The sequence below is a fragment of the Nostoc sp. 106C genome (genome assembly GCF_002154725.1).
GTDB lineage: Bacteria > Cyanobacteriota > Cyanobacteriia > Cyanobacteriales > Nostocaceae > Aulosira.
The window spans coordinates 21,587-43,914 of the sequence record NZ_MTAW01000162.1 but is presented as its reverse complement, the minus strand read 5'-3'; the positions used below and the strand labels follow the sequence as shown (position 1 = coordinate 43,914).

The 22,328-nt window shown below is 40.7% G+C and carries 24 protein-coding genes and 1 pseudogene; 14 read left to right on the top strand and 11 right to left on the bottom strand.

All coding sequences use genetic code 11. The features are described from left to right. Nucleotides 1-12 precede the first annotated feature (12 nt). Both BV375_RS24545 and BV375_RS24540 read left to right on the top strand, forming a co-directional pair. Entirely contained in the window at nt 13-1,905 is a 1,893-nt protein-coding gene (locus BV375_RS24545) for a hypothetical protein (RefSeq protein WP_086765366.1), read from the top strand. A gap of 29 nt (nt 1,906-1,934) precedes the next feature. After that, entirely contained in the window at nt 1,935-3,410 is a 1,476-nt protein-coding gene (locus BV375_RS24540; protein ID WP_208099183.1) for a DUF1802 family protein, read from the top strand. A 103-nt stretch (nt 3,411-3,513) separates the two neighbouring features. Here the strand turns inward: BV375_RS24540 and BV375_RS24535 are convergent, their stop codons facing one another. Then, on the bottom strand, nt 3,514-3,876 hold the full coding sequence (locus tag BV375_RS24535) for an aspartyl protease (protein WP_086765364.1): 363 nt from the start codon (nt 3,874-3,876) through the stop codon (nt 3,514-3,516). Further along, nucleotides 3,873-4,190 carry a hypothetical protein gene (locus tag BV375_RS24530; RefSeq protein ID WP_086765362.1) on the bottom strand — a complete coding sequence of 106 codons (318 nt, stop codon included), beginning with the start codon at nt 4,188-4,190 and terminating at the stop codon, nt 3,873-3,875. Before BV375_RS24530 ends, BV375_RS24535 begins: the two co-directional genes overlap by 4 nt. Before the next feature lie 254 nt (nt 4,191-4,444). Between BV375_RS24530 and BV375_RS24525 the strand changes: the two genes are divergently transcribed. Continuing rightward, nucleotides 4,445-5,260, top strand: a complete 816-nt coding sequence (locus BV375_RS24525) for a hypothetical protein (RefSeq protein WP_086765360.1) — start codon at nt 4,445-4,447, stop codon at nt 5,258-5,260. 221 nt (nt 5,261-5,481) lie between these two features. On the opposite strand, the gene BV375_RS24520 is transcribed toward BV375_RS24525, so the two are convergent. The 3 genes from BV375_RS24520 to BV375_RS24510 form a co-directional block, all read right to left on the bottom strand. After that, entirely contained in the window at nt 5,482-7,068 is a 1,587-nt protein-coding gene (locus tag BV375_RS24520; protein ID WP_086765358.1) for a glucose-6-phosphate isomerase, read from the bottom strand. A gap of 105 nt (nt 7,069-7,173) precedes the next feature. Beyond that, entirely contained in the window at nt 7,174-7,431 is a 258-nt protein-coding gene (locus BV375_RS24515) for a cytotoxic translational repressor of toxin-antitoxin stability system (RefSeq protein WP_086765357.1), read from the bottom strand. A 10-nt stretch (nt 7,432-7,441) separates the two neighbouring features. Continuing rightward, the gene (locus tag BV375_RS24510; protein WP_086765355.1) at nt 7,442-7,639 is read right to left on the bottom strand and encodes a hypothetical protein; all 198 of its coding nucleotides are present in this window, start codon (nt 7,637-7,639) and stop codon (nt 7,442-7,444) included. Nucleotides 7,640-7,943: 304 nt separating this feature from the next. Between BV375_RS24510 and BV375_RS24500 the strand changes: the two genes are divergently transcribed. Further along, nucleotides 7,944-9,077, top strand: a complete 1,134-nt coding sequence (locus BV375_RS24500; RefSeq protein ID WP_086765351.1) for a branched-chain amino acid ABC transporter permease — start codon at nt 7,944-7,946, stop codon at nt 9,075-9,077. Further along, nucleotides 9,067-9,849: an ABC transporter ATP-binding protein gene (locus BV375_RS24495; RefSeq protein ID WP_086765349.1), complete on the top strand. Its 783-nt coding sequence runs from the start codon at nt 9,067-9,069 to the stop codon at nt 9,847-9,849. Before BV375_RS24500 ends, BV375_RS24495 begins: the two co-directional genes overlap by 11 nt. Nucleotides 9,850-9,907: 58 nt before the next feature. Here BV375_RS24495 and BV375_RS24490 read toward each other — a convergent pair whose 3' ends face one another. The 3 genes from BV375_RS24490 to BV375_RS24480 form a co-directional block, all read right to left on the bottom strand. Beyond that, complete coding sequence (locus BV375_RS24490) at nt 9,908-10,372, bottom strand: HIT domain-containing protein (protein ID WP_166507519.1); 465 nt, start codon at nt 10,370-10,372, stop codon at nt 9,908-9,910. A 4-nt stretch (nt 10,373-10,376) separates the two neighbouring features. Beyond that, on the bottom strand, nt 10,377-10,946 hold the full coding sequence (locus BV375_RS24485) for a metalloregulator ArsR/SmtB family transcription factor (protein WP_086765344.1): 570 nt from the start codon (nt 10,944-10,946) through the stop codon (nt 10,377-10,379). A gap of 74 nt (nt 10,947-11,020) precedes the next feature. Beyond that, nucleotides 11,021-11,638: a metalloregulator ArsR/SmtB family transcription factor gene (locus BV375_RS24480; protein ID WP_086765342.1), complete on the bottom strand. Its 618-nt coding sequence runs from the start codon at nt 11,636-11,638 to the stop codon at nt 11,021-11,023. 173 nt (nt 11,639-11,811) lie between these two features. Between BV375_RS24480 and BV375_RS24475 the strand changes: the two genes are divergently transcribed. Both BV375_RS24475 and BV375_RS24470 read left to right on the top strand, forming a co-directional pair. After that, nucleotides 11,812-12,030, top strand: coding sequence for a helix-turn-helix domain-containing protein (locus tag BV375_RS24475; RefSeq protein ID WP_086765340.1), 219 nt, complete (start codon nt 11,812-11,814; stop codon nt 12,028-12,030). Nucleotides 12,031-12,485: 455 nt separating this feature from the next. Then, nucleotides 12,486-12,680 (top strand): annotated as a pseudogene (locus tag BV375_RS24470) (ArsR family transcriptional regulator); the annotation flags it as partial. A gap of 104 nt (nt 12,681-12,784) precedes the next feature. Here the strand turns inward: BV375_RS24470 and BV375_RS24465 are convergent. Both BV375_RS24465 and glpX read right to left on the bottom strand, forming a co-directional pair. Continuing rightward, on the bottom strand, nt 12,785-14,071 hold the full coding sequence (locus BV375_RS24465; protein ID WP_086765336.1) for a glutamyl-tRNA reductase: 1,287 nt from the start codon (nt 14,069-14,071) through the stop codon (nt 12,785-12,787). Between the two features lie 101 nt (nt 14,072-14,172). Next, a complete protein-coding gene (gene glpX, locus BV375_RS24460) occupies nt 14,173-15,210 on the bottom strand; it encodes a class II fructose-bisphosphatase (protein ID WP_086765334.1) in 1,038 nt (345 codons plus the stop codon). Between the two features lie 250 nt (nt 15,211-15,460). Between glpX and BV375_RS24455 the strand changes: the two genes are divergently transcribed. From BV375_RS24455 to BV375_RS24425, 7 genes are all read left to right on the top strand, one after another. Continuing rightward, nucleotides 15,461-16,030 carry a DUF981 domain-containing protein gene (locus tag BV375_RS24455; RefSeq protein WP_086765332.1) on the top strand — a complete coding sequence of 190 codons (570 nt, stop codon included), beginning with the start codon at nt 15,461-15,463 and terminating at the stop codon, nt 16,028-16,030. Nucleotides 16,031-16,137: 107 nt separating this feature from the next. After that, nucleotides 16,138-17,259, top strand: a complete 1,122-nt coding sequence (locus BV375_RS24450; RefSeq protein WP_208099182.1) for a hypothetical protein — start codon at nt 16,138-16,140, stop codon at nt 17,257-17,259. A gap of 266 nt (nt 17,260-17,525) precedes the next feature. Then, nucleotides 17,526-17,738 (top strand): hypothetical protein, encoded by a 213-nt coding sequence (locus tag BV375_RS24445; protein ID WP_086688182.1) that lies wholly within the window; start codon nt 17,526-17,528, stop codon nt 17,736-17,738. A 29-nt stretch (nt 17,739-17,767) separates the two neighbouring features. Continuing rightward, nucleotides 17,768-17,959, top strand: a complete 192-nt coding sequence (locus BV375_RS24440) for a hypothetical protein (RefSeq protein ID WP_086765330.1) — start codon at nt 17,768-17,770, stop codon at nt 17,957-17,959. 58 nt (nt 17,960-18,017) lie between these two features. After that, nucleotides 18,018-18,332 (top strand): glutaredoxin 3, encoded by a 315-nt coding sequence (gene grxC / locus BV375_RS24435; protein WP_086765328.1) that lies wholly within the window; start codon nt 18,018-18,020, stop codon nt 18,330-18,332. 232 nt (nt 18,333-18,564) lie between these two features. Further along, nucleotides 18,565-19,050 (top strand): tRNA adenosine(34) deaminase TadA, encoded by a 486-nt coding sequence (tadA, locus tag BV375_RS24430; RefSeq protein WP_086765326.1) that lies wholly within the window; start codon nt 18,565-18,567, stop codon nt 19,048-19,050. A 111-nt stretch (nt 19,051-19,161) separates the two neighbouring features. Beyond that, on the top strand, nt 19,162-19,941 hold the full coding sequence (locus BV375_RS24425; RefSeq protein WP_243714035.1) for a 1-acyl-sn-glycerol-3-phosphate acyltransferase: 780 nt from the start codon (nt 19,162-19,164) through the stop codon (nt 19,939-19,941). Between the two features lie 178 nt (nt 19,942-20,119). Here BV375_RS24425 and BV375_RS24420 read toward each other — a convergent pair whose 3' ends face one another. Further along, complete coding sequence (locus BV375_RS24420) at nt 20,120-22,222, bottom strand: S8 family serine peptidase (protein WP_086765322.1); 2,103 nt, start codon at nt 22,220-22,222, stop codon at nt 20,120-20,122. Nucleotides 22,223-22,328 lie beyond the last annotated feature (106 nt).

The following is a 22,328-nucleotide window of genomic DNA, read 5'->3' as shown; positions in this document are numbered from 1 at the left end:
CCCCATACCATTATGATTACTCAAACATCTACCATTGATGAACTGATTAAGAAACAAAACCCATTTGCAGGGCATCTGGTTGTTAAACCGCAGCAAATATGGGGTAAAAGTTTTCCTGACGTACCCTCAATTAATGCTCATGCATCTAATGCAGTATTTGAGACAGTTGAAAAAATTCGTAAAGGGCAGCGTACAACCGCAGGTATCACAATTGTCGCAGAAAGAGGGCTAGGTAAAAGCCATATTATTAGTCGAATTCGCCATCGTTTACAGGCAGAAGATGGTAGCTTATTTATCTACATGAGTAGATATGACAACTTAAATCAAATTAAGTATGAATTTTTGCAGACTGTTGCCTCTAGCCTCAGAGCTTTTGGTAGCCAAAATGTGATGCAATGGCAAGAAATTGCGGCGGCTTTAATTAACCAAGCAAAACAATGGAACTACACACCACAACATTATATTAGTCAATATCCAAATTGGTTAAATAAATACTCAAACAATTTCGTTGAACAATTGACGAAACTTGTTCTGCCAATACTACCTGAAATTAGCAACCCTTACATAGTTCAAGCCATTTTGTGGACACTTTCTCCTGCCCATGTTAATTATGCAAATTGCTGGCTATCTGGTTTAGAAATAACACAGGAAGAAGCTAAAGCAATGGGGTTGCCACATTTAAAAAAAGAGGATAGAGAGACTGAATCCTTACGTAATGTTCGCCAAATTCTAGATATCACTAGTCATTACAGAGTTCCAATTATTTGCTTTGATGAACTAGATAACGCAGACGTTGCAGAAAATGGTTTAACAACAGCACAAGTTATTGGAAGCTTAGTTAAGGATCTATATAACAATCTAAAAAGAGGTGTTTTCCTACTGGCGATGTATCCTGAAACTTGGAATGACCAAATCAGATTTTTGCCACAAGCTGAAGCAGCTATTGATAGATTAGTAAGTGAACAACCTGATAGAGAACCAATTGAGTTAAAATATCTAAATTCTGATGATATTATTGCTCTTGTTCAAAGATGGTTAGAAGATTTTTATCAAAGAAATCACCAAAATCCGCCTCATCCTCTCTACCCATTTCATGAAAATAAACTCAGAGAATTTGGTAAAGGTAAACCTACTATTAGAGTAGTTTTAAATTGGTGCGCAGAGAATTTTGATAATAACCCATCACCACTACCACCACCACTACCACCTCCTCCTAAACCAACACAGGTTGAAACATACTACCAACAAGAATTGGCAGATGTGAATGGGGCTATTGATGAATTATTAGGAAATGAGGTAGCAATTTCCGACGCTATTTGGCTTTCCTTTTATAGCTTAATTGGGGAAACTGTAGAGGAAGTAACAATAGAATCAGTGGAAGAAGTAGAGCCTAGCGCAGCAAATAATGGCTTTATGGATTTCAAGATTATCGGTAAAATTATCGGCAAACGGAATAAATTGAGGGTAGGAGTAGATATAGTTCAGCAAGACGGTGCGAATGTAGGCGCTGCATTGAAACGACTAATTGACTACGAAACATTTAACTTAACTCGTGGTTGTTTAATTCGCTCAAATATTATTAATCCAGGTGCAACAGTAGCTAAAGAAAAATTGAGAATACTTTTGGACAAAAAAAAGGGCGGAAAGTGGGTAGCACTACAAAGTGAAGATATTAAAACTCTTGTAGCTATCTCATGGGTTTACTGGGGTACTGAAAATTACGGTATCACAGACGAAAAAGAGATTATAGAGTTTCGGAATCAGGTTTTAGACTTCATCAGGGAGAAAAAAATAGCAATAAATAATCCTCTCATTCGAGAAATTATCAGCCCTCCTTCTTATGATTATTGGGTTAATGATGAATTTCCTATCGCTATTCCTCAGCCTATTGCTAATGCTGAGTAATATTAACTGTAATCTATAGATAAATATAAATGAATCAGCTGTTTTCACTACCAACAGCGCTGTGTCTACCCGCCTCTGATATTGAAGTCTTAATACAGGGGCGAACAGTTGCAGCTTTACCTAAGATGTTTCTTCGTTCTGGGCAAAGATTTGCACTTTATCCCCTTGACACATCAGCCAATCTACTTTCGCTTGAGCAATACTACCGCGCAGATTTTTTACCCAGCGCTCAAACTGCTATCAAGCAAGTGAATTCTGAGACAGTTTCAATTAAAGCGTGGGCTAAATGCGAACTTTGCCAAATTCTAGATAAAACTAAACCTTTAGATGTTTTATCTCAATTAACAATATGGAAACCAGAAGCTTTTGAGGCAATCATACAGAAACAACAGAATATTTTTCTTGCTTACTTGCGAGTTTACCATTTACCTCAACCCTACCAAGTTCCAGCTAATTCAAATATTCAAGACAAAATAGGTAAATTTGTTAGTTTATCTAATATTTCTGGTTCTGAAGCTAAATCCGTATTAAGCGATCGCATTTTTATCCAACGCAAATCCCAGTTAGAAAAATTAGAACCACCTCTAAATCCTGAATGGGAAGAATTGCAAAGTGCATTAGCACAACTAGCAATGAGCAATCCAGCCGCACAACAATTAGAAAATGATATCAAAATCTTTTTAGGTTGGAGTGGTGAATTACTTACTCAGTCAAGTAATACAGAATTAACATGGATTAAAACAATTGCAGCATTAGGTAATCGCAGCATCGAACAAGATGAGGGTAAAAATAACTATCAAGCTGGTACAGATTTTGAAAATATTGCACGCCGTAGCCTTGATTTTTTAGGATTTAAGGTTGAGGATGCTTACAAAGGTGGTGCAGGTGGCTTAGACTTATTTTGCTCTCAACCTTATTCTCTTGTCTGCGAATGTAAAGCTGGTAAAAGCATTCCTGATCGTGCAGTAGAAGAATTAGATAGGCTTGGTAAAAGGCATCTGAAAGAAAATTATCTTCAAGCCATGCGGTTGATTATTGGCCCAGGTAAGCCTACTAAAAATCTCAAAGAATCTGCTGAGATATCTAAAATCAGTATTATAAATGTAATGACTCTACAAAAGCTAGTTGAATTCAAAGCCAAATATCCAGGTGCCATTAATTTAGTCGAATTACAGCACTATCTAAAGCCTGGACAAATTGACTATAAAATTGATGAATATATTGAGAAAGTTGAGAGGGAAATTAAGTTGCGATCGCAGATCATCAAAACAGTGAAAGAACTTTCTGAGCAGGATAACGAAAGTTCACAAGCTACACCTCAGTGTTTTACAGTGACCGAAATTCGCGCTCATTACAATGCAAAGCACAACCCTAAGCACACTGATGAGACAGTTAGAGAGTTTGTTCTTGAACTTTCCTCACCATTAACAGGCTATTTAGGACGGGAAAGGGGAAGTGATTGGAAGAGCGATCGCTTTTATTATCTGCGCGACTTACCCCTTTAGTTCTTGTACCTTCGCACCCTTTGCGTACTTCGCGATTCGTTTCAAAAGTGCGTAGGCGTAGCCCGCACTTCGGCAAGCTCAGTAACCATCGTAGACATCGCTTTTATCCAAACGTCAATATTCCAACCTGATAATTCACCACTAACGGTAAAATCTTCAACCACTCTGAACCTAACAATACCTCTGTAATTTCATCCCCTGCATAAACAGGAATTTGATACTCCTGTCCATCCAAGAGTATCGTACCTGAATAAATTAAAAATTTTGTTTCTCCCTGTGCAGTTCGCAAACGTTCTTTACCAACGTAAAGCCAATTTAGATCATTTACATCTTGCTTATTCATAGCTAAAAAGCCTGTAAAACCAGTATCTAACATGGCAGCTACAGGCAGATTTAGTCCATCATTAGTAATCAAATCTATTTCAAAAAATAGCTGCCCCTCACTACCAAAAATACCCTGAATCATATTCTGCCAGTAGTTCCTGTCTCATTAAGGCAATATACAAAATGGTCTTTATTAGGGTATTTCTCAAGAACTTTTTTGTGAGCTTGCATTCTATCTGCATCAATGAAGTAATCACCACTATCAGGCTCTACGCCAACATACCAGCCATAGTGTTCTTGAATTAAATCGGGACGTACACGCTCAAAAATTGCCCAGCAACGCCGATCAAATGCTTCATCTTCAGCTTTACACCTAGCCAATTCCTCTGGCGATAAAGTTCGTTCTGGAAAAATTCGTCCTCTACGTGCAGGTTGTTTTGGTGTTGATTGCATCACACTTTTAACCTCAATTCTGGTTACTGCTTTGAATTCATTTTACATCTATCAAATTCTTGAAGATATTTCCAGACATATAGATATGAACACAATTTTTCATGCCAATGGGTACATAGGCGTAGCCCGTCGTAGACATCGCTCAAGCTTAAATTAATTTAACAGAAACATAAATGCGATGACCCCAATACCCCGCATCCTCTATTGCATAAACTCCTGATAAACTAACCAGACTCACACGCTTCAGTAATTCATTTATGGCTAAAAAATTAGCATTTCTCACTATACATGGTATGGGAGAAACTGATAAAAACTATTATCAAATTCTCAAACAGTCTCTAGAAAAACCTTTAGGTAAAGATATTTGGGCTAAAGTTCACTTTGAGCCAATTCACTATCAGTCCGATCTGCAAGATTACCAATATAATGTTTGGCAGAAAATGCGGCAAAGCGCACCACTATCATGGCAAGATTTGCGAAAATTTATGCTGTTTGGATTTAGCGATGCATCTGCAATAGAACATCGGGCAACCGATGATGGCAGTGTATACAAAAAAATTCAAAAATCTATTATTTATTCTTTAAAAATTGCCAGAGAACAATTTTCTACTAATGATGTACCTATCATCATTTTAGCTCATTCTTTAGGTTGCCAAGTTATCTCTAACTATCTTTGGGATACTCAAAAAAATAAAGGTATTTGGCAGGTAGGTAGCCCTGATTATCCAGAATTTCCACCAGAACAAGAAGATTTTTTGAAATTGAAATCTCTCCGATATCTCTTTACAACTGGCTGCAATATTCCCTTATTTGTGGCTGGATTTGCAGAGATTGTAGCAATTCCAAAGCCTAAACCTAATTTTAAATGGTTTAACTATTACGACAAAGATGATGTTTTAGGATGGCCATTGAAACCTTTATCTCCTTCTTATGATTTAGTAGTAGAAAAGGATATAGAAATTGATTCAGGTAATCTTTGGCAATCCTGGAATCCCCAAAGCCATGACGGTTACTGGGCTGATGAAGATTTTATCGAGCATTTGTCTCAAATAATTAAGAGTTTAAATGTATAGTCAATTCCGTTGGTGGGATTCAACTTTTTTATCACGCAGAGCCGCAGAGTCGCAGAGGCGAATACAAGAGTGTGTCTAAAAATATGAAAACTGCTGTAAATAAGTTAAGCATCCGAACAATAGAAGTTTGAGCTTCAATTCTTCGGATGCTTAACCATAAAAAATTGTTGCATTGGCAACAATAGGGGAAGAGAGTCAGATTGATGTTCTAGATATATTCGTCAGTCGGCAGAAACTTTTAAACTGCTGGGTTGTCCAAGATTACCATGCAACACCACACCTCGCTGATTGGCGTGCAAGTGACGCAGAATTATGTAAATTGCCTCTGTTTGTTCGGCTGCGCCTGCTTTCTCAGCAATTTCTTCTAAAGAAAGTGCAGATTTTTCCTTTTGCAGCACTTCTATGACGCGTTTTTGTAAGTCAAGAATAGCGGCGGCAGCTTTTTTACCAGCTTCTACCCCTGGTTGATGGTAAGCGTTAATGTTGACCAAGCTAGCATACAAGCCAACAGCACGCTCATACAAAGCAATTAACGCCCCAACAGTACGAGCATTAACTTGGGGAATGGTGACTGTAATTGAGTCGCGGTGATTTTCGTAAAGCGCTTGTCGAGTTCCTTGCAGAAAGCCAGAGAGGTAATCGCCTGATGTCACACCGGGATCGATTTCTGGAGATGGACTTTTACGATCTTCTAAAACTTCGATTAAGGTAGCGAAGAAATTTGGTACACCTTCGCGCAACTGCTGAACATAGGCATGTTGATCCGTTGAGCCTTTGTTACCGTAAACGGCGATACCTTGATAGACGGTGTTACCATCTAAGTCTTTTTCCTTACCCAAAGATTCCATTACCAGCTGTTGCAAATAGCGGCTGAACAAAAGCAAGCTGTCCTTGTAGGGAAGCACAACCATGTCTTTTTCACCCTTGCCATTGCCAGAAAAGTACCAAGATAAGGCAAGTAGCGCCGCTGGGTTATTTTTGATGTCAGCTTGTCGGGTGGCATCATCCATCTCTTTGGCACCCTCTAGCATGGCGCGAATATCAATGCCTTGCAATGCGGCTGGTACTAAGCCAACAGCAGACATTTCTGAAGTGCGTCCTCCCACCCAGTCATACATAGGAAACCTAGCTAGCCAGCCTTCAGCTTTAGCTAATTTGTCTAAGTTACTATCCACGCTGGTAATAGCTACGGCATATTGGGCAAACTCCAAATTTTGCCCAGCATAGGCTTTTTTGACTTCAATCATGCCGTTGCGCGGCTCAGGTGTTCCCCCAGATTTAGAAATCACCAAGACTAAAGTGCTGGCGAGGCTATTTCTCAAGTGAGTAAGAATGCGATCGATCCCTGCCGGATCGCTATTGTCGATAAAGTGGATTTTCAGAGGTGGAAAATCAGGCGAGAGGGCTTCAGCGACAAATTCCGGACCGAGGGCAGAACCACCGATGCCAATGGAGATAATATCAGTGAAGCGTTGAGCTCTGGGAGGATGAATAGCACCTGTTTGAATTTTTTCCGCAAAGGCTTCGATTTGTTCTAAGGTTTGAACAATTTCTTGTGTAAGTTCTGGAGTAGGTGCTAAATCAGGATTTCGCAGCCAGTAATGTCCAACCATGCGATTTTCGTCCGGATTAGCGATCGCACCCTTCTCGAGTGCTGCCATATCCGCAAACGCCTTATCAAACTTCGGCCGCAACGATTCCACAAAGGCATCATCAAACCGCATCCGACTTACATCTAAGTACAGTCCTAATCCCTCGTGGAAATATAACCAATTCTGGTATCGTTGCCAAAGTGCCCTAGCATCCATAGGGAAATCTCAAGTAAAGTGTTTTTCAAAAACCAGTTTAATGTAAGGTTATAGCGATCCCTGCTTTGCCTTATACAGTTTTAAGTGTTGACATAACTTCTGCCCTTAGACATCTGGCATAGGTATGACACGTAAAAATTTAACAATTTCACCTCTGACTTCTATCCCAATTAAATAATTATCTATGGTGAAGCGGTGAAATATACCCTCATCATCAAGTTGCCGCAGTTCTGGGACAGAACGCATCTGCCAGTGGTGAGGAAACTCGGCAAAGACAAATTCATACACCTGCTCATAGGCAGATGGTTCTAAATTCTTCAGATCTAATAAAAAAGATCTGGCATAGCGCACTTCTACAATCACAAGGCGTCACTCAGAAAAACATTAACAGTCGAATCGCTTCATCTTGGGTTAAGATGTCCCACGGTTGCTGCGATCGCTTGACTTGTTCTATAGCTTTCAGCATATAAAAGTCACAATGCAGGTTGTGAACAACGTCCCAAGTGCTTTGCAGATCTTCATCCTCTAACTGCTCGATTAAGTGATGGATTCTCGTTCGCAGCAAATTCATATAGCACTCCTACTTGATTTGTGAACTTAGTTGTAGAGGCTCTTAATAGACAACAGGAAACAAGGCAGGTAGAGGAGTACAACATTTTTTTTAAATCAAACAGGATTCTTACACATTCAGTTATTACCCCTAACCCAACCATAGTATGCCCACAAAATTGGCAATGGTTAACCGCAAGACGGTACGATCCTCTACACTACAATCTATTCACTTACCAGGATGAGGGAGATGAGGAAGACGCGGTGACTTAGGGACACGGAGAATGGCTAATGGCAAATGATTAATGACAAATGACTAATTTTATATGTTTGAATATTTAATCTTCCTAGCAATTTCTACAGCCACTTTTGCACTGTTCGGTTTGGGACTTAACTTGCAGTGGGGCTTTACGGGGTTAATTAACTTTGGTCATATTGCTTTTATGACCTTAGGAGCATACACAACAGTATTGTTAAGCTTTAAAGGCGTTCCTCTACTAGTGTCGGCAATTATTGGGGCAATTGTCGCCGCCTTGTTGGGCTTGGTAATTGGTTTCGCTACTCTGCGCTTGCGAGAAGATTATCTGGGAATTGTCACCATCGGTGTGGGAGAACTAATTCGTTTGGTGGTGAATAACCAGGATTTACCTGTGGGCGACACTTGGATATCTGGGGCGTTTGGTGTCCAAAGTTACGCTATACCTCTATCCACAACACCCAATTTGTTTTTTAGATTGCTGATGATGGGGCTGCTGACGCTGCTTTTGGCTGTAACTTTGTTTTCGTTGTGGCGCTGGATTCGCACTACCAGAGTTTCTGGTGTGACTGAGACATTAACGAGAAAAACTAGCAAACAAGAATTCGCATCCCGTTTGGGAGTGGGGATAATTTTGGGGTTGTTGGCAGTAATTATTTATATTTCTGGGATCATCACCCTGTACAACTACATTCCTAAAGCGGGTTTAATGCTGGTATCGCTGTTGGTATTAGCATTTGTATTCTGGCGCTTGGAAATGTTGGTGCGATCGCCTTGGGGTCGAGTTCTCAAAGCTATCCGCGAAGATGAGGAAATTCCCAAAGCCCTAGGGAAAAATGTTTTTTGGTATAAATTACAATCGCTGATGTTAGGCGGTGCGATCGCGGGGATTGCTGGTAGTTTCTTCGCTTGGCAACTCAGCGCGATTTACCCGGATAATTTCCAACCACAGCTAACTTTTGACGCTTGGATCATGGTGATTTTAGGCGGTTCTGGTAATAATATCGGCACAATTTTGGGTGCGGTGGTTTACTTTGCTTATGATGCTATTACTCGCGAAGTCTTACCCAAAATCATTCCCCTTGACGAAGCACGTCTGGGTGCATTTCGCATCATGGTTATCGGTTTAATTTTGATGGTACTGATGATTTGGCGTCCACAAGGTATCTTAGGGAAAAAGGAGGAACTTACTCTTGGTAAATAACCAGTCACCCCAACTTCCCCTGCTGGCGGCCACTGGACTTTCCAAAAGCTTTGGTGGTATCAAAGCAGTCAATGACGCCAATATAGAAGTAGCTAAAGGCAGCATCACCGGATTGATTGGCCCTAATGGTGCTGGCAAAACTACCTTTTTTAACTTACTGTCTAATTTCATCCGTCCAGATAAAGGGCGAGTGGTTTTTGATGGCGAACCCATTCATCACCTGCAACCATACCAAATTGCCCAACAAGGAATAATTCGCACCTTTCAGGTAGCCCGGACTCTTTCGCGGTTGTCGGTATTAGAAAATATGCTCCTGGCGGCGCAAAAACAAACTGGTGAGAATTTTTGGCAGGTGCAATTACAACCGCAGGTTGTGGCTAAGGAAGAAAAGCAACTTAAAGAACAAGCGATGTTCCTGTTAGAGTCAGTGGGATTGGCAAAAAAAGCCCATGACTATGCTGGTGGTTTGTCTGGAGGACAACGCAAGCTACTAGAAATGGGAAGGGCGCTGATGACTAATCCCAAGTTGATTTTGTTGGATGAACCAGCCGCCGGGGTGAATCCGAGATTGATTGATGATATTTGCGATCGCATTCTCAACTGGAACCGCCAAGATGGCATGACTTTTCTGATTATCGAACACAATATGGATGTGATTATGTCCTTGTGCGATCGGGTTTGGGTGCTGGCTGAAGGAAAAAATCTAGCTGACGGTACACCCGCAGAAATTCAAACTAATCCCAAAGTTTTGGAAGCCTATCTAGGAAAATAATAGATAAGGCGGCATTGGAGATGGGATATTACAGTTGTTAACTATAATTCCCACTCAATCATAAATGTTCGATTTCATGGCGCACTTTTGCTGCTAATGCTGCGGCTGCTTCAGCGCTTATCCACTTGCCAAAACTTAGTTGATTGGCTAATTTTTTGAACCGCAAGTAAATTAACAATTGAAGATTACCTACTGGCATATCCCAGGCGCGAGGTATAACGTGAAAGTGGATGGGCTGAATTTGTTCACCCCAAGAACAAACATGAATTTTTGCTGGTTTCATTACCCGCGATAGTGCCAAACAGGTTTTTCGGATAATGGGGCTTAAAGCAATAGCTTCTTGTGGTGTCAAATCTGCCAAATTTTCGCAATGTCTTTTAAGTTTGATAATTAAATATCCCGATAACAGAACAGGAACTAAAGAATGTTCGACAATCCAATAATCGTCTTCGCAAATCGCTCCACCAGGAGCTTTAACTTTTCCAGCTAGGACATTACAAGCAAGACACCCACTTACTAACACACTCTCATTTCCTCCAATAAACCCCATTTTCTCGCTGCATTAATTGCGAAGCAATCAACTCGCGCCGCAGAGTAGCGCAATCAGGATGATAACGCTTGATAATTTCATTCACTATGCTTTCAGGGTACTGAACCTCTTGCTCAAATTTGCTTACCAGCCACTTAAGAATCACTAGGCGCTTTTTGCGGCTAGCAGGAATTTCCTTGAGGCTTTGGGCAGGTTCCTCACCTTCTGTATAGTTTTGCAATACTCTGTTAGCCCACACATCACTATCAAAGCTCTCAACTAAAGATGCTATTTTCTCGGTTGTGAAAACTTTCTTACTTAAGTTTTGCAATATTTCACTTTCTAACCGATAAAAGTGGGTGTTACCTTCAGGGTGCATACTCACCAAATCTAATTCTTTGAGTTTCATCAGATGATGGGATATTGTCGGCTCTTTGAGTTGTAGTAGCACCGCCAATTCCTCAACGCTGCAATCCTGATTAGCCAAAATACCTACAATTTTCAATCGACTCTCGTCTGCCAAAGCTTTGAAAAAATGCAACAAGAGTTGAAACTGCTCGTTATACATAAACACTAATTAGATACCCATCTAATTAGTAGTATATCTTAATGAATGTATGCATCTGCTCTGGCAGCACCATCTTATAAGACGGTATTAGAGACTGATCTCACATCTGTGTTAAACCGCCAATAAACTCCATTTTCTCGCTGCATTAACTGGTAACCAATTAACTCCCGCCGCAAGGTAGCGTAGTCAGGATGATAGCGCTTGAGCGTTTCATTCACTGTTCGTTCTGGGTACTGAACCCCTTCCTCAAATTTATTCGCCAGCCACTTGAGAATGACTAAGCGCTTTTTACGGCTAGCGGGAATTTCCTTGAGGCGTTGTACTTCTTCTGTATAGTTGTGATCGCGCTCCAAATAGTTGCTTAAGACTTTGCTTTCCCAGGCTTCAGTATCTACATCTTCAATTAAGGATGCTATTTTCTCCGGGGTAAAAACTTCCTTGCTAATATTTTGCAAAGCTTCGCTATCTAACTGGTAGAAGCGGCTGTTACCCTCAGGGCGCATAGTCACCAAATTCAGTTCCTTGAGTTTTGACAAATGATGGGATACTGTCGGTTCCTTGAGTTGTAATAGCACTGCTAATTCTTCAACACTGCACTCTTGGTTAGCTAGAATACCTACAATTTTCAATCGGCTCTCATCCGCTAAAGCTTTAAAAAATTGTAGTAAAGTCTGAAACTGTTCTTTCCTCATAATTTGTTATAATCAAATTCGATTTCGATCTAATTAGAAAGAAATCGAATTAGCTATGTTGTTCTCCTCTGAATAGACAGAGTCCGTGTTTTACTTAGTTGTGAATTATTGTTAATTTTGCGATTTGTTCTGTCAGAAGTTGAGATTTCTTAAGTTGTTCTTTACATTTCGCTATGTTTAGACCATTCACAAGTCGGAATAAATGGAAAGGAAGTATACCCAAGCAGGGTACTTCCTTGGTACAAGCAGCTAGATTCTTAGGTATAGACCAAAGTACTCTGTATATGGCTCTGCAAAAAGGACAAATTCCCACCAGCAGAAGAAATGGGCGAACTGTCATTAGCCAAGGCGCTTTAATGGACTATAAAGTTAGAACTCGGCCTGTTCTATAAGGAATTCGCTCATGCAAGTGTTAACAATTCTGTTAAAAATCTAATCTGGTCAATATCTAAATTGTTCTTTAATGGTGATAGTGTAAGAGGAAAAGTTTGTATAAAAATTCCTTTTACCTTACACCATTAATTTTTATGTTTGCGAGTAACTAGAAATATACTTAGCAAAGTTCTATTACCTAAAAAGCTTAAATATACTAACATAGGTTTTACTATGTCTTTGATTAATAATAATTGTTGTCCTATTTACAATGTTTATTAATAAATAATCAAAATATTGCTGAGTTCAGAAGCTTGGAGCATTTTTCGTGATCGCAAACGAGTCTGAATTTCCTAGCTTTAGCCATGCACAAACAACCTAAAAACAGCTATTAATAAGAATTGCGGGAAAAAACCTTATATTACTATATAGTATGATAGTAAATATAAGCCCATAAATTTATTTTTAATTTTTCATATCAGAGATAGTGCCTGGTGCATTAAGCCTAGTCGCGGGCTATTTCAAAGTACTATCTGAAGTCAGTCGGTTACAAGTTTTGTGTTGTTTAAAATTTCGTGCCAAAAATATCACAGAAATTATCGCTGCAACTGGACTAGGACAGGAAAATTTATCTAAGCACCTTAAAGCTTTGACTCAGGCTGATATTGTTAAAATAACAATTTTGCGACAAGTAAAAAGCTATGACACGGTACATTATTAGTGCGTTAGAATTCACTCCAACGCACCAATAATGCTAAGTCAGATTTAGCTAATTTAGCTAAACTGTTCCTCTGCATCTAGGTTAAATAACATTTGCAGAGTCTGCATACATCGGCGTCTGGCTTCCACATCCTGCTGCGCTCGCAATTGCACCATCGGATCGTGTAAAATTTTGTTAACTATTCCTCTTGTTAAAGCCTCAATCACTTCTTGATGTTTTTCTGCAAATTCCGAACCCAAGCGCGACAATGCTTTTTCTAATTCTTGTTCGCGGATGGTTTCGACTTTATTGCGCAGACAGCTAATAGTAGAGACAGTTTCTAGACTACGCCACCAAACATCAAAAGCTTCTACTTCTTCATCTAATATTTTCTCAGCCTCTTGAGCCATTTTCCGACGGGTTTCGTAGTTTTGCGCGACTACAGCCTTCAAATCGTCTACATTAAAAGCTTGCACATTGGCTAGCTCATTTACGTCTGCATGGACATTGCGTGGCACGGAAATATCAAATAGCATTAGAGGCTGTTTAGGCTCTAAAACCATTTCTAATTTGGCACGATCCAGTATTGGGTCTGTTGCAGAAGTACTAGTAAATACTAAATTGCTCTGGGAAATTACCGTCATCATTTCTGATAGGGGATAAATTTCCAGAGGCTGATCGGGGAACTGCTTGGCCAATTCTAGGGCGCGATCGCGAGAGCGATTTAAAATACTAATTTGCCCAGCACCTTTAGAAATTAGGTGCTGTACCAACAAGCGCGACATTTTACCAGCACCGAGAATTGCCACTCGGCAAGCCGCCATATTTGCTACCTTCATCTGTGCTAACTCCACTGCTGCCGAACTGATGGAGACTGCGCCAGTACCAATGCTAGTTTCTGTACGAACTCGCTTGCCCGCTGTTAAAGCTTGTTTAAATAATCGATTCAAAATTGTTTTTATACCGTTATATTGCTGCCCTAGTTTGTGGGTATTTTTGACCTGAGCTAGAATTTGACCTTCTCCGAGTACCAAACTATCTAACCCAGCTGCCACGCGCATGACATGCATCACAGCGTCATCATGCAGCAACATAAATAGGTGTTGTCGCAAAGATATTACAGGTAATTTACTGTATTCACCAAGAAACTGAGTTACCTCCCGAATACCATGTTCTGTTTCATCAGTCACGATGTAAATTTCCAGGCGGTTACAAGTACTCAGGATGGCAACTTCGTCAATATGGGGATAGCTGGTCAGTTGAGCGATCGCGCTTTCTGTTTGAGGTTCTGGAATGCTCAGCTTTTCCCGGATTTCTACTGGGGCTGTTTTATGGCTTAACCCCACCACTGCTATATTCATCTGCTAATTGGTAATTGCTAAATGGTAATTGCTAAATGGTGAATGGTCAGTTAGGAGTTAGGAAGAGACTTCATAACTCCTAACTCTTCACTGTTTATCGCTTATCGCAATTGTACGGTCTTAGGCGAGTCAAACATGTGAATGGTATCCACAAAACGAGCAGTGTTTGACTGGTTGGAAATAACTAGGCTTTGAGTTCTGGCCCCACCTTTAAAAAAGCGTACACCTTCTATGAGGTTTCCAGAGGTAATACCGCTAGCAGCAAACAGAACGGTTTCACCAGATGCGAGTTCATGAGCATCGTAGACCTTATCGGGGTCATTGATATTCATAGACTTCAGACGCTCCAGATTAGCTTCCTTGCTTTCGCCAATTAAACCTGTTTTGACGATTGCTGGATCGTAGATTAGCTGACCTTGGAAGTGTCCACCTAAAGCACGCATTGCGGCTGCGGAAATTACACCTTCAGGAGCAGCACCAATACCCATTAGGGCGTGGATGTTAGTACCAGCAAAGCCACAAGATAAAGCTGCACCTACATCACCATCGGAAATCAGTTGCACTCTTGCTCCAGCGTCGCGGATTTCTTTGATTAAATCATTGTGGCGTTCGCGCTTCATCACGACTACCACAAGTTCTTCAATAGAACGATCTAGACACTCGGAGAGAATTTTGAGGTTTTCCGTTGCTGACTTGTTGATATCCACCTTGCCCTTAGCTGCTGGCGGTGCAGCTAACTTCTTCATGTAGAAGTCAGGAGCGGCGAATAATCCACCTTTTTCAGAAATTGCCAATACAGCCATTGAACCGGGTTGCCCGTATGCTACCAAGTTCGTACCTTCACAAGGGTCAACGGCAATGTCAATTTCAATTAATTCATCTGGGTTACAGAAGTCTTTAGCATCTGGACGGGAGCAGATACCTACCTCTTCCCCTATATATAACATAGGGGCGTCATCGCGTTCGCCTTCACCAATCACAATGCGACCACGCATATAGATTTTGTTCATCCGTTCCCGCATTGCTTCCACTGCTACTTGGTCAGCAGTGTTTTTTTCGCCTTTACCCATCCACTTGGCGGATGCGATCGCGGCTTGCTCAACTACCTCAATAATCTCTAATCCAAGTGTATTTTCCACAGAGTCGCCCTCTCAACTGCTTGACTTAGCGTCGTTTTATCTAGCTATTCCAGTCTTCAAGTCTACCAAAGGGCGGATACACGTGGAAAATAGTCTTGCTTCTCCTGTATGTTAAGTTTTGCTGCTATAAATTTTGTCAAGTGCTACTTGTGACATCTTTACTCTGTTTTAAACTGTCCCAATAAATAGTAATTAATCTCAATTAATTAGAAAATGATCGTAAAAACAGAAAGCCATCTAGAGGTAAATCGTGTTTATTGACTACATCACACTCATGTTGATCAATATGGTCGCCGGGTTATTTTTACTGGCAGATTACGTATATCGCGGCATAGATAGCGATAATCAGAAACGCTGGATTCCTGGCTTTGGGGTTACAGGTGCGATCGCATTTACAACTGGGTTACACATGAGCTTTACCTGGCCAATTAGAGGTAGTTTTAACATCGCTTTCGGTGAAACGACACTTCTATTTGGCATCTTGTTTATTGCAGCTGCGATCGCACTTTCTTTGGGATGGGATTTACTAATGCTGGCAATTTATGCTTTCTTTGCAGGTTTGGTTGCGATTATTATTGGTATCCGCATCATCAACTTGGGTATTACACAGCAACCATTGATGTCAGGAATCGGCTTTATTCTTACTGGATTAAGTGGCGTTTGTGCTGCACCAACTCTTTATTGGAAAAACCGAACTTGGCGGTTAATTGGTGCAGTTGTGTTGATCGTAGCAGCGCTGATTTGGGCATTGACTGGTTATTTGGCTTACTGGAATCATTTAGAAGGTTTCCAAAAATGGGTTCCAACCCCAATGCGATGACTAATTCCGGATTTGTCAATTGTGAGAAATCCGGATTTTGCCAAAATTGGCACAGTCACTCCTAAATATGTATGGTGTTATTTACCTGACTCATTATCAAATAAAAAATGACGAACCATAAGCTCTCTCAACAACGAAATCTATACTGTTTTGATCCTGTTGCATATTTAGTAATTGAAAAACTTCGTCTTTTCCCTCTAACTTTTGCACTTTTGGCAGCAGTTACTGCTATTGGAGTTTATTTGTTTATTGGATGGGTAAGTAATACACTATGGTCTAAGCCAGGGCAGATGGGGTTGCTTCAAGACTGGATTCCCTGGTTTGTAGGAATTTTTATCAGTCCAGTTACATTGGGATATTACTTGTGGAGTTTTAAAGCAATCAATAAAGTAATTCAAGACCTTGAAACATCTGACGTATTAGAAATTGACAAATTAGAGATTGATCAACTCGTTATTAACCTTTATTCTCAAAAATGGCGCAAACTTTCTGCACTTGCCAGTGCTATCTTTTTCAGCATTATTGTTTTTATAGTCAGACCTAGATTAGAAGACAGTTGGACTAGCTCTAGTCTTCTGCCAGGATTGACCATTACGATTGCCACATTTGCAGTCGTATATATGGGTAGTATACTTGTCCTCAATCTAATTACAAATATTTGGATTTTCTATAAAATTTTAGGGAAGAAGAATCTCGATATTAATCCTCTTCATCCTGATCGCTGTGGCGGTCTTCAATGTCTGAGTGATTACTCCCTTAAAACTGCCTATCTAGTTAGTGTTTTGGGTATCTGGATTGGCGTGATTGAGTATCAGATGATTACACAAGATGTCGGAAAAGGATTCTCGTTTGTTCATCTCGTAATTCCATTGTATATTTTTCTATCAGTGGTATGTTTTTTTGGGCCATTGCTGGCAGCACATAGCGGTATGAAAAAAGCTAAAGAAGAGTCTTTACATAAAATTGCTCGACAATTCCGAGCAGAGTATTCAGGAATTTATACTAGTCTGGCTGAAGACACAGAAACTTTTAAGAAAAAATCTGAAAAAATTCAGCAGCTACGCACTTTATACACGATGACTGATGAGCTACCCGTTTGGCCCTTCGATGTCAAAACTTTCCGCCGATATCTCTTAACTGTGCCTACTCCTCTTATTGGTACTTTATTTGGTATAGTTCAAAAACTGTTAATAACTCTACTTAAGCAACAGGTTATCAAACTTAGCTAGTTAAAAGCTTTATCAGGTAAAACTCAAATTTATTTATCTATAGAGTTTTACTTTCAAAGATGGTTTGGTTTGCAATTGGAAGGTGCGCTTCAGAATATGCCAACGCAAGAACAAATCGAAACCTGTTTCATTCTCTGCTACAGATTAACTAAAATGTATGTACCAATATATTTAGTAACTGTAGATAGTCGTACAAAAGACGCATTTATCTTGGCTGGGGACGAAACAGAAATCATCATTAACACCAACGGATATTGGAGGTATTTGTGAGCAAGCCTGATTTCACAACAATGACCCGTCCCGAATTTCGTCAATATATCCTTGAGCATAGGGAAGATGAAGAAGCGCTTCAAATCTACATTGACAGGTTCCAAAACCCCAACGCCAAAGTTTACCCAGCACCCAAGTCATTAGAAGATTTAGAGAATTTCCCCGAAATTCACCGCCAACATCTAGAACAGCAGCGCAAACAAGGATAAAACTAGTCTCAGAACCAGAGGAAGAAGGGATGCAATGGCGCGATCGCTTCTGGGGAAGGGTAAAATTAAAAACTGTCTATTGGAAACCAAACCGAACCTGGTGGTTAATTGGTGCAGCAGTGTTAATCGTAGCGGCGCTGATTTGGGCATTAGCTAGTTATTGGGCTTACTGGAATCATTTAGACAGTTTCCAAAAATGGGTTCCAGCCCCAATGCGATGAACAATGCCAGCAATGATCTAGGCTAGAGACAATTCACATAAATCGATAAGACGCAAATATGCTGGATTTTCTCAATCCCCTATTAAATCGCCATCCAGAGCGAGTTAAGGCTAACGTCGAGATCTACACCTGGCAAACTTGCCCTTACTGTATTCGCGCTAAGATGCTGCTGTGGTGGAAAGGCGTTGAATTCCAAGAATATAAAATTGACGGCGACGAAGCGGCCAGAGCTAAAATGGCACAACGAGCCAATGGACGCCGCACAGTACCCCAGATTTTCATCAATAATCAGCATGTTGGTGGCTGTGATGATCTTTATCAATTAGATACACAAGGTCAACTCGACTCTCTCTTAGCCCAAACAGCCGTTTAAACACAAAATTAGTCTCAAAAGGCTGGTTGGATACTTCCAGGCTACAACTAAATTTAAAATCAAATCAGCCCGCTTCAGCGGGCTTTGTAATAATATCTCGTAGTAAGTACTTTAGTGTTGTTCACTGTAAGCTAACTTATAGTTGATATCTAAGTATTTTTAGTCACTTTAGTGACTACTACGAACTAAAGTCTGTGAGTTATGACTATGTAGAATTTTTAGCAATAATTTTATGGTAATTGAATACCCAGAGTATCTTGTCCATCGGCAATGGATGACTCATGCCTTAGAATTGGCACAAGCAGCAGGTGAAGCCGGAGAAGTCCCTGTAGGAGCTGCAATTGTGGATGCTTCAGGCAAACTGTTGGCGGAAGGTGAAAATAGAAAAGAACGCGACAAAGACCCCACGGCTCACGCAGAAGTTCTCGCTCTGAGAGCCGCTGCTAAAACTTTACAAAATTGGCGTCTCAATCAATGCACCCTCTATGTAACTTTAGAACCTTGCCCGATGTGTGCCGGTGCTATTATACACGCACGTATAGGATTGCTGGTATATGGAGTAGACGATACAAAAACTGGTGCAATTCGTACTGTTACCAACATCCCTGATAGTGCTGCCTCTAATCATCGCCTACAAGTCATTGGAGGCGTTTTAGAGTCTGCCTGTCGTCAGCAATTGCAAGCCTGGTTTGCTACCCGACGGCATCAGCGAAATTAGCAGACAGAGATGAAACTGTCCAATAGGTAGGACACAAGTCATGAAAGAAAATCTACGGTGTAGTTAATTAAGGTTTCGTCACATTTTATCTGACAATCAGCAGCCACCATCATGATGGAAATTTACTCTGCTAATCCTACCTCTCAGCAAAAACTAGCAAATACCCCCGCAAATACCTCGGTGGCTTATACTACCTCTAATACCTCGCGGGTTTGTCCCTGGTTAGCGCCTCTGGCATATCTATTAGGACGCCACTTCCTCTTACCGTTATTCTTTGGGCGGATTACAATTATTGGGCAAGAAAATATTCCTAAAACTGGTCCTGTAATTCTTGCTCCTACCCACCGTGCTCGTTGGGATGCATTGCTTGTACCCTATGCGACGATCGCCTGCGAGGCAAAAAAAGACCTGCGATTTATGGTAACTAGTAGCGAATGCAAAGGATTGCAAGGTTGGTTTGTCCGACGCTTAGGGGGCTTTCCTGTCGATCCTAAACACCCTTCAATTACTACCTTGCGTCATGGGGTAGAGCTACTTCAGCAGAAAAAAACCCTAGTAATTTTTCCCGAAGGCGGAATTTACCGTGATGGTCAAGTTCACCCATTAAAGCCAGGAATTGCGCGTCTAGCTTTGAGTGCTGAATCTAGTCAGCCAGATTTGGGAATTAAAATAGTACCTATAAGTATTAATTACAGCCAAACTTATCCAAATTGGGGTACCGATGCGATTATTCATATCGGCCCAGCAATAAAAGTTGCTGATTACAATAATGGTTGTATAAAACAAAATGCTAAATGCTTAACTAGTGATTTAGCTAAAGTTTTGCAACAACTCAACCACCAAGAATCAGAAATTGCTAGCCACACATTTGCTGAAATTCCTAATTCTTGATTTTGTTATTTGTCATTAGTCATTTGTCCTGTGTCAACAGTATTTGAGGATTTTGGGTGAAAATTCCTTATAAATATGCCATTCCAGGAATCTCAAACAATCTTACTTATGTTAATTTGGTATCATTTTTCTTTTATTTCATACCTATAACCAATGACTAATGACAAATGACCAATGACTAAATACTCAAATTTAATTCCCAGCTATTCAACTGACCGACATCTTGTGGTGCATAATCGACGAGCCATAATTGCCAGCGTCCTTTAGCCGATGAGGATAGCAACTGTTTGAGGGTTGGGTGCGATCGCACTGTAAAAGTTGTTTGTAAATTGGTGCGGCGACCCAAGGTGCGATTTTGCAATAAAACTTGTTGATTATTGGGTGCAATTAAATAAATTTCTAAATCGCCTAAAAAATCATGGGTGATGTTAACTGTTACTTGAATATCTTGGACTAAACTCGCCTCAGCAATGGCGATCGCACTTTTTATTCCCTGTTTGTTATTATCTGGAATTCCGATTTGGCTGTCATTTTTGCCCTTGATTTGCTTGCTAGCAGTTGATGCACCTGTACGCATTTGCTGTGCTGTTTGCACTGCTTTAGCAGCATTTACCTTGCCATAACCAAACCATTGAGAATGACCATTACTATCGTAAGTACCTTCTCGTAAACCCAGTTGAGGGTCAGGGTTCGTGTCCAAAATTTTATCAGTAGTTTCTTGTAATATGCGCCTGACTTGTTGGGCTGTTAAGTCAGGATTTGCTGACAACATTAATGCTGCCACACCTGCAACTACAGGCGTGGCACCAGAAGTCCCGCCAAAGTTGCGGGTAAAGTCACCAGGGTCGTAACCTGCGGCTCCCAATTGGTCACTGGTAAGCATTCCTAATCCCGAAAGAGAAGTGGCGATCGCAGGTTGGGTTTCCATAAACCCAGCTTCTTGAAACCACATACCAGGAGGAGCATTGTTGCTAGGAGCACATACTGCAATATTAGTTCCCCAATTACTGTAAGCCGATTTCTTACCCAAGCTGGTGGAAGCAGCAACAGCCATCACATCTGTATGTACTGCAAAACCACTTAACCAATCTGTATTACCCACTAACAGATTTTTGGGCCAATTGCGCTCGTAAACAGTACCGTCAATTGGGCGGTTAGCATTGCCGGCAGCAAACAAAATCACGCAACCTTTACCATTACGCCCTTTGGTTGCAGCGCGGGTAATAGCAGCACGTTGACGCAAAGATAGCGGAAAATAAACCGCAGATGCTCCCCAACTGCAAGAAATCACACTAGCGCCCTTGTCTATTGCCCAATTGAATATATCCTCAATTGATTCATCATCCAAAAACCCAGTGGTGCGAATTGGCATTAATGCACAACCAGGGGCAACCCCAACAATTCCTTTACCATTTTCTTCGGCTACAGCTATCCCAGCACAAGCTGTACCGTGGCTAGTTTCCTGTTCATCAGGCAAAGGTAAAAAATCATTTTCTTTTAAATCTCTAGGAGCGACAATCTTACCACTGCCTTGGAAATCTGGATGGTTCAAATCAAAAGAATCATCAACCACAGCCACAACGACAGAACGCACACCGCGAGTGATATCCCAAGCTTTTTCCACAGAAATATGAGAACCAACTGCTAACTGGTTACCGCCATTATGGTTGAGATACCATTGCTGGGGATAAAGAAGATCGCGTGGTTTGTAGTGAGTCTCCTGACGCACAAGGATATTAGGTTCAGCAAGTGATACTTCTTTTAGTCCTTGCAACTGGTTAGCAATTTTGATGGGATTTTCTGTAGCTTGTTTACTGACACGAAACACAAAAGTATTAGGCAGATCAAGAACTGGTTTTTCTTGGGCTAGGTTAAATGCAGTGCTGAGAGCATTTATTTGAGTGTCATCAACGCTAATGGCAAATTGAATTGTGATTTGGTCATTGAGATAAACAAAAGTTCCAGGATTATCTTTGAGTTTATAAATATGACTAGCAAAAGCAACATTTTGGTCAGCACGTGCTTGAGACATTGCTGTTTCTAACTGGTTGGGTGCTACCGTAAAAAGTTCTAGCTTTGCTTGGGGAATGCTGCGTTGCCAAGTCCCCCAACTCATCTGAGATAATTCTTGGGGAGGTATGTCATTAACAAGACGGATGGTGAAACGATCCAAAGCCTTTTCTAAAATTAATTCTTCACCACCGCGTTGTAATATCATTCCCAGATTGGTAGCTGGTATACCTATGTTGGTAGAATTAGAGGAATTGACGGGATCATTCATAGGAGCAATTTTAGATAGTATGATTAAGAGCTAAGGGAACTCAATTAGGCTGATTTTCAGTCTAAAACAGAGAAACTTAGTATGTTGCTTTGCTTGGTCAAAGACA

Excerpts from the sequence above, each read along its gene's own strand:
- BV375_RS24545 (WP_086765366.1), top strand. The coding sequence starts at position 13 with ATGATTACTCAAACATCTACCATTGATGAACTGATTAAGAAACAAAAC.
- BV375_RS24540 (WP_208099183.1), top strand. The coding sequence starts at position 1,935 with ATGAATCAGCTGTTTTCACTACCAACAGCGCTGTGTCTACCCGCCTCT.
- BV375_RS24535 (WP_086765364.1), bottom strand. The coding sequence starts at position 3,876 with ATGATTCAGGGTATTTTTGGTAGTGAGGGGCAGCTATTTTTTGAAATA.
- BV375_RS24525 (WP_086765360.1), top strand. The coding sequence starts at position 4,445 with ATGGCTAAAAAATTAGCATTTCTCACTATACATGGTATGGGAGAAACT.
- BV375_RS24520 (WP_086765358.1), bottom strand. The coding sequence starts at position 7,068 with ATGGATGCTAGGGCACTTTGGCAACGATACCAGAATTGGTTATATTTC.
- BV375_RS24510 (WP_086765355.1), bottom strand. The coding sequence starts at position 7,639 with ATGAATTTGCTGCGAACGAGAATCCATCACTTAATCGAGCAGTTAGAG.
- BV375_RS24500 (WP_086765351.1), top strand. The coding sequence starts at position 7,944 with ATGTTTGAATATTTAATCTTCCTAGCAATTTCTACAGCCACTTTTGCA.
- BV375_RS24485 (WP_086765344.1), bottom strand. The coding sequence starts at position 10,946 with ATGTATAACGAGCAGTTTCAACTCTTGTTGCATTTTTTCAAAGCTTTG.
- BV375_RS24480 (WP_086765342.1), bottom strand. The coding sequence starts at position 11,638 with ATGAGGAAAGAACAGTTTCAGACTTTACTACAATTTTTTAAAGCTTTA.
- BV375_RS24475 (WP_086765340.1), top strand. The coding sequence starts at position 11,812 with ATGTTTAGACCATTCACAAGTCGGAATAAATGGAAAGGAAGTATACCC.
- BV375_RS24465 (WP_086765336.1), bottom strand. The coding sequence starts at position 14,071 with ATGAATATAGCAGTGGTGGGGTTAAGCCATAAAACAGCCCCAGTAGAA.
- BV375_RS24450 (WP_208099182.1), top strand. The coding sequence starts at position 16,138 with ATGACGAACCATAAGCTCTCTCAACAACGAAATCTATACTGTTTTGAT.
- BV375_RS24440 (WP_086765330.1), top strand. The coding sequence starts at position 17,768 with ATGCAATGGCGCGATCGCTTCTGGGGAAGGGTAAAATTAAAAACTGTC.
- grxC (WP_086765328.1), top strand. The coding sequence starts at position 18,018 with ATGCTGGATTTTCTCAATCCCCTATTAAATCGCCATCCAGAGCGAGTT.
- tadA (WP_086765326.1), top strand. The coding sequence starts at position 18,565 with ATGGTAATTGAATACCCAGAGTATCTTGTCCATCGGCAATGGATGACT.
- BV375_RS24425 (WP_243714035.1), top strand. The coding sequence starts at position 19,162 with ATGATGGAAATTTACTCTGCTAATCCTACCTCTCAGCAAAAACTAGCA.
- BV375_RS24420 (WP_086765322.1), bottom strand. The coding sequence starts at position 22,222 with ATGAATGATCCCGTCAATTCCTCTAATTCTACCAACATAGGTATACCA.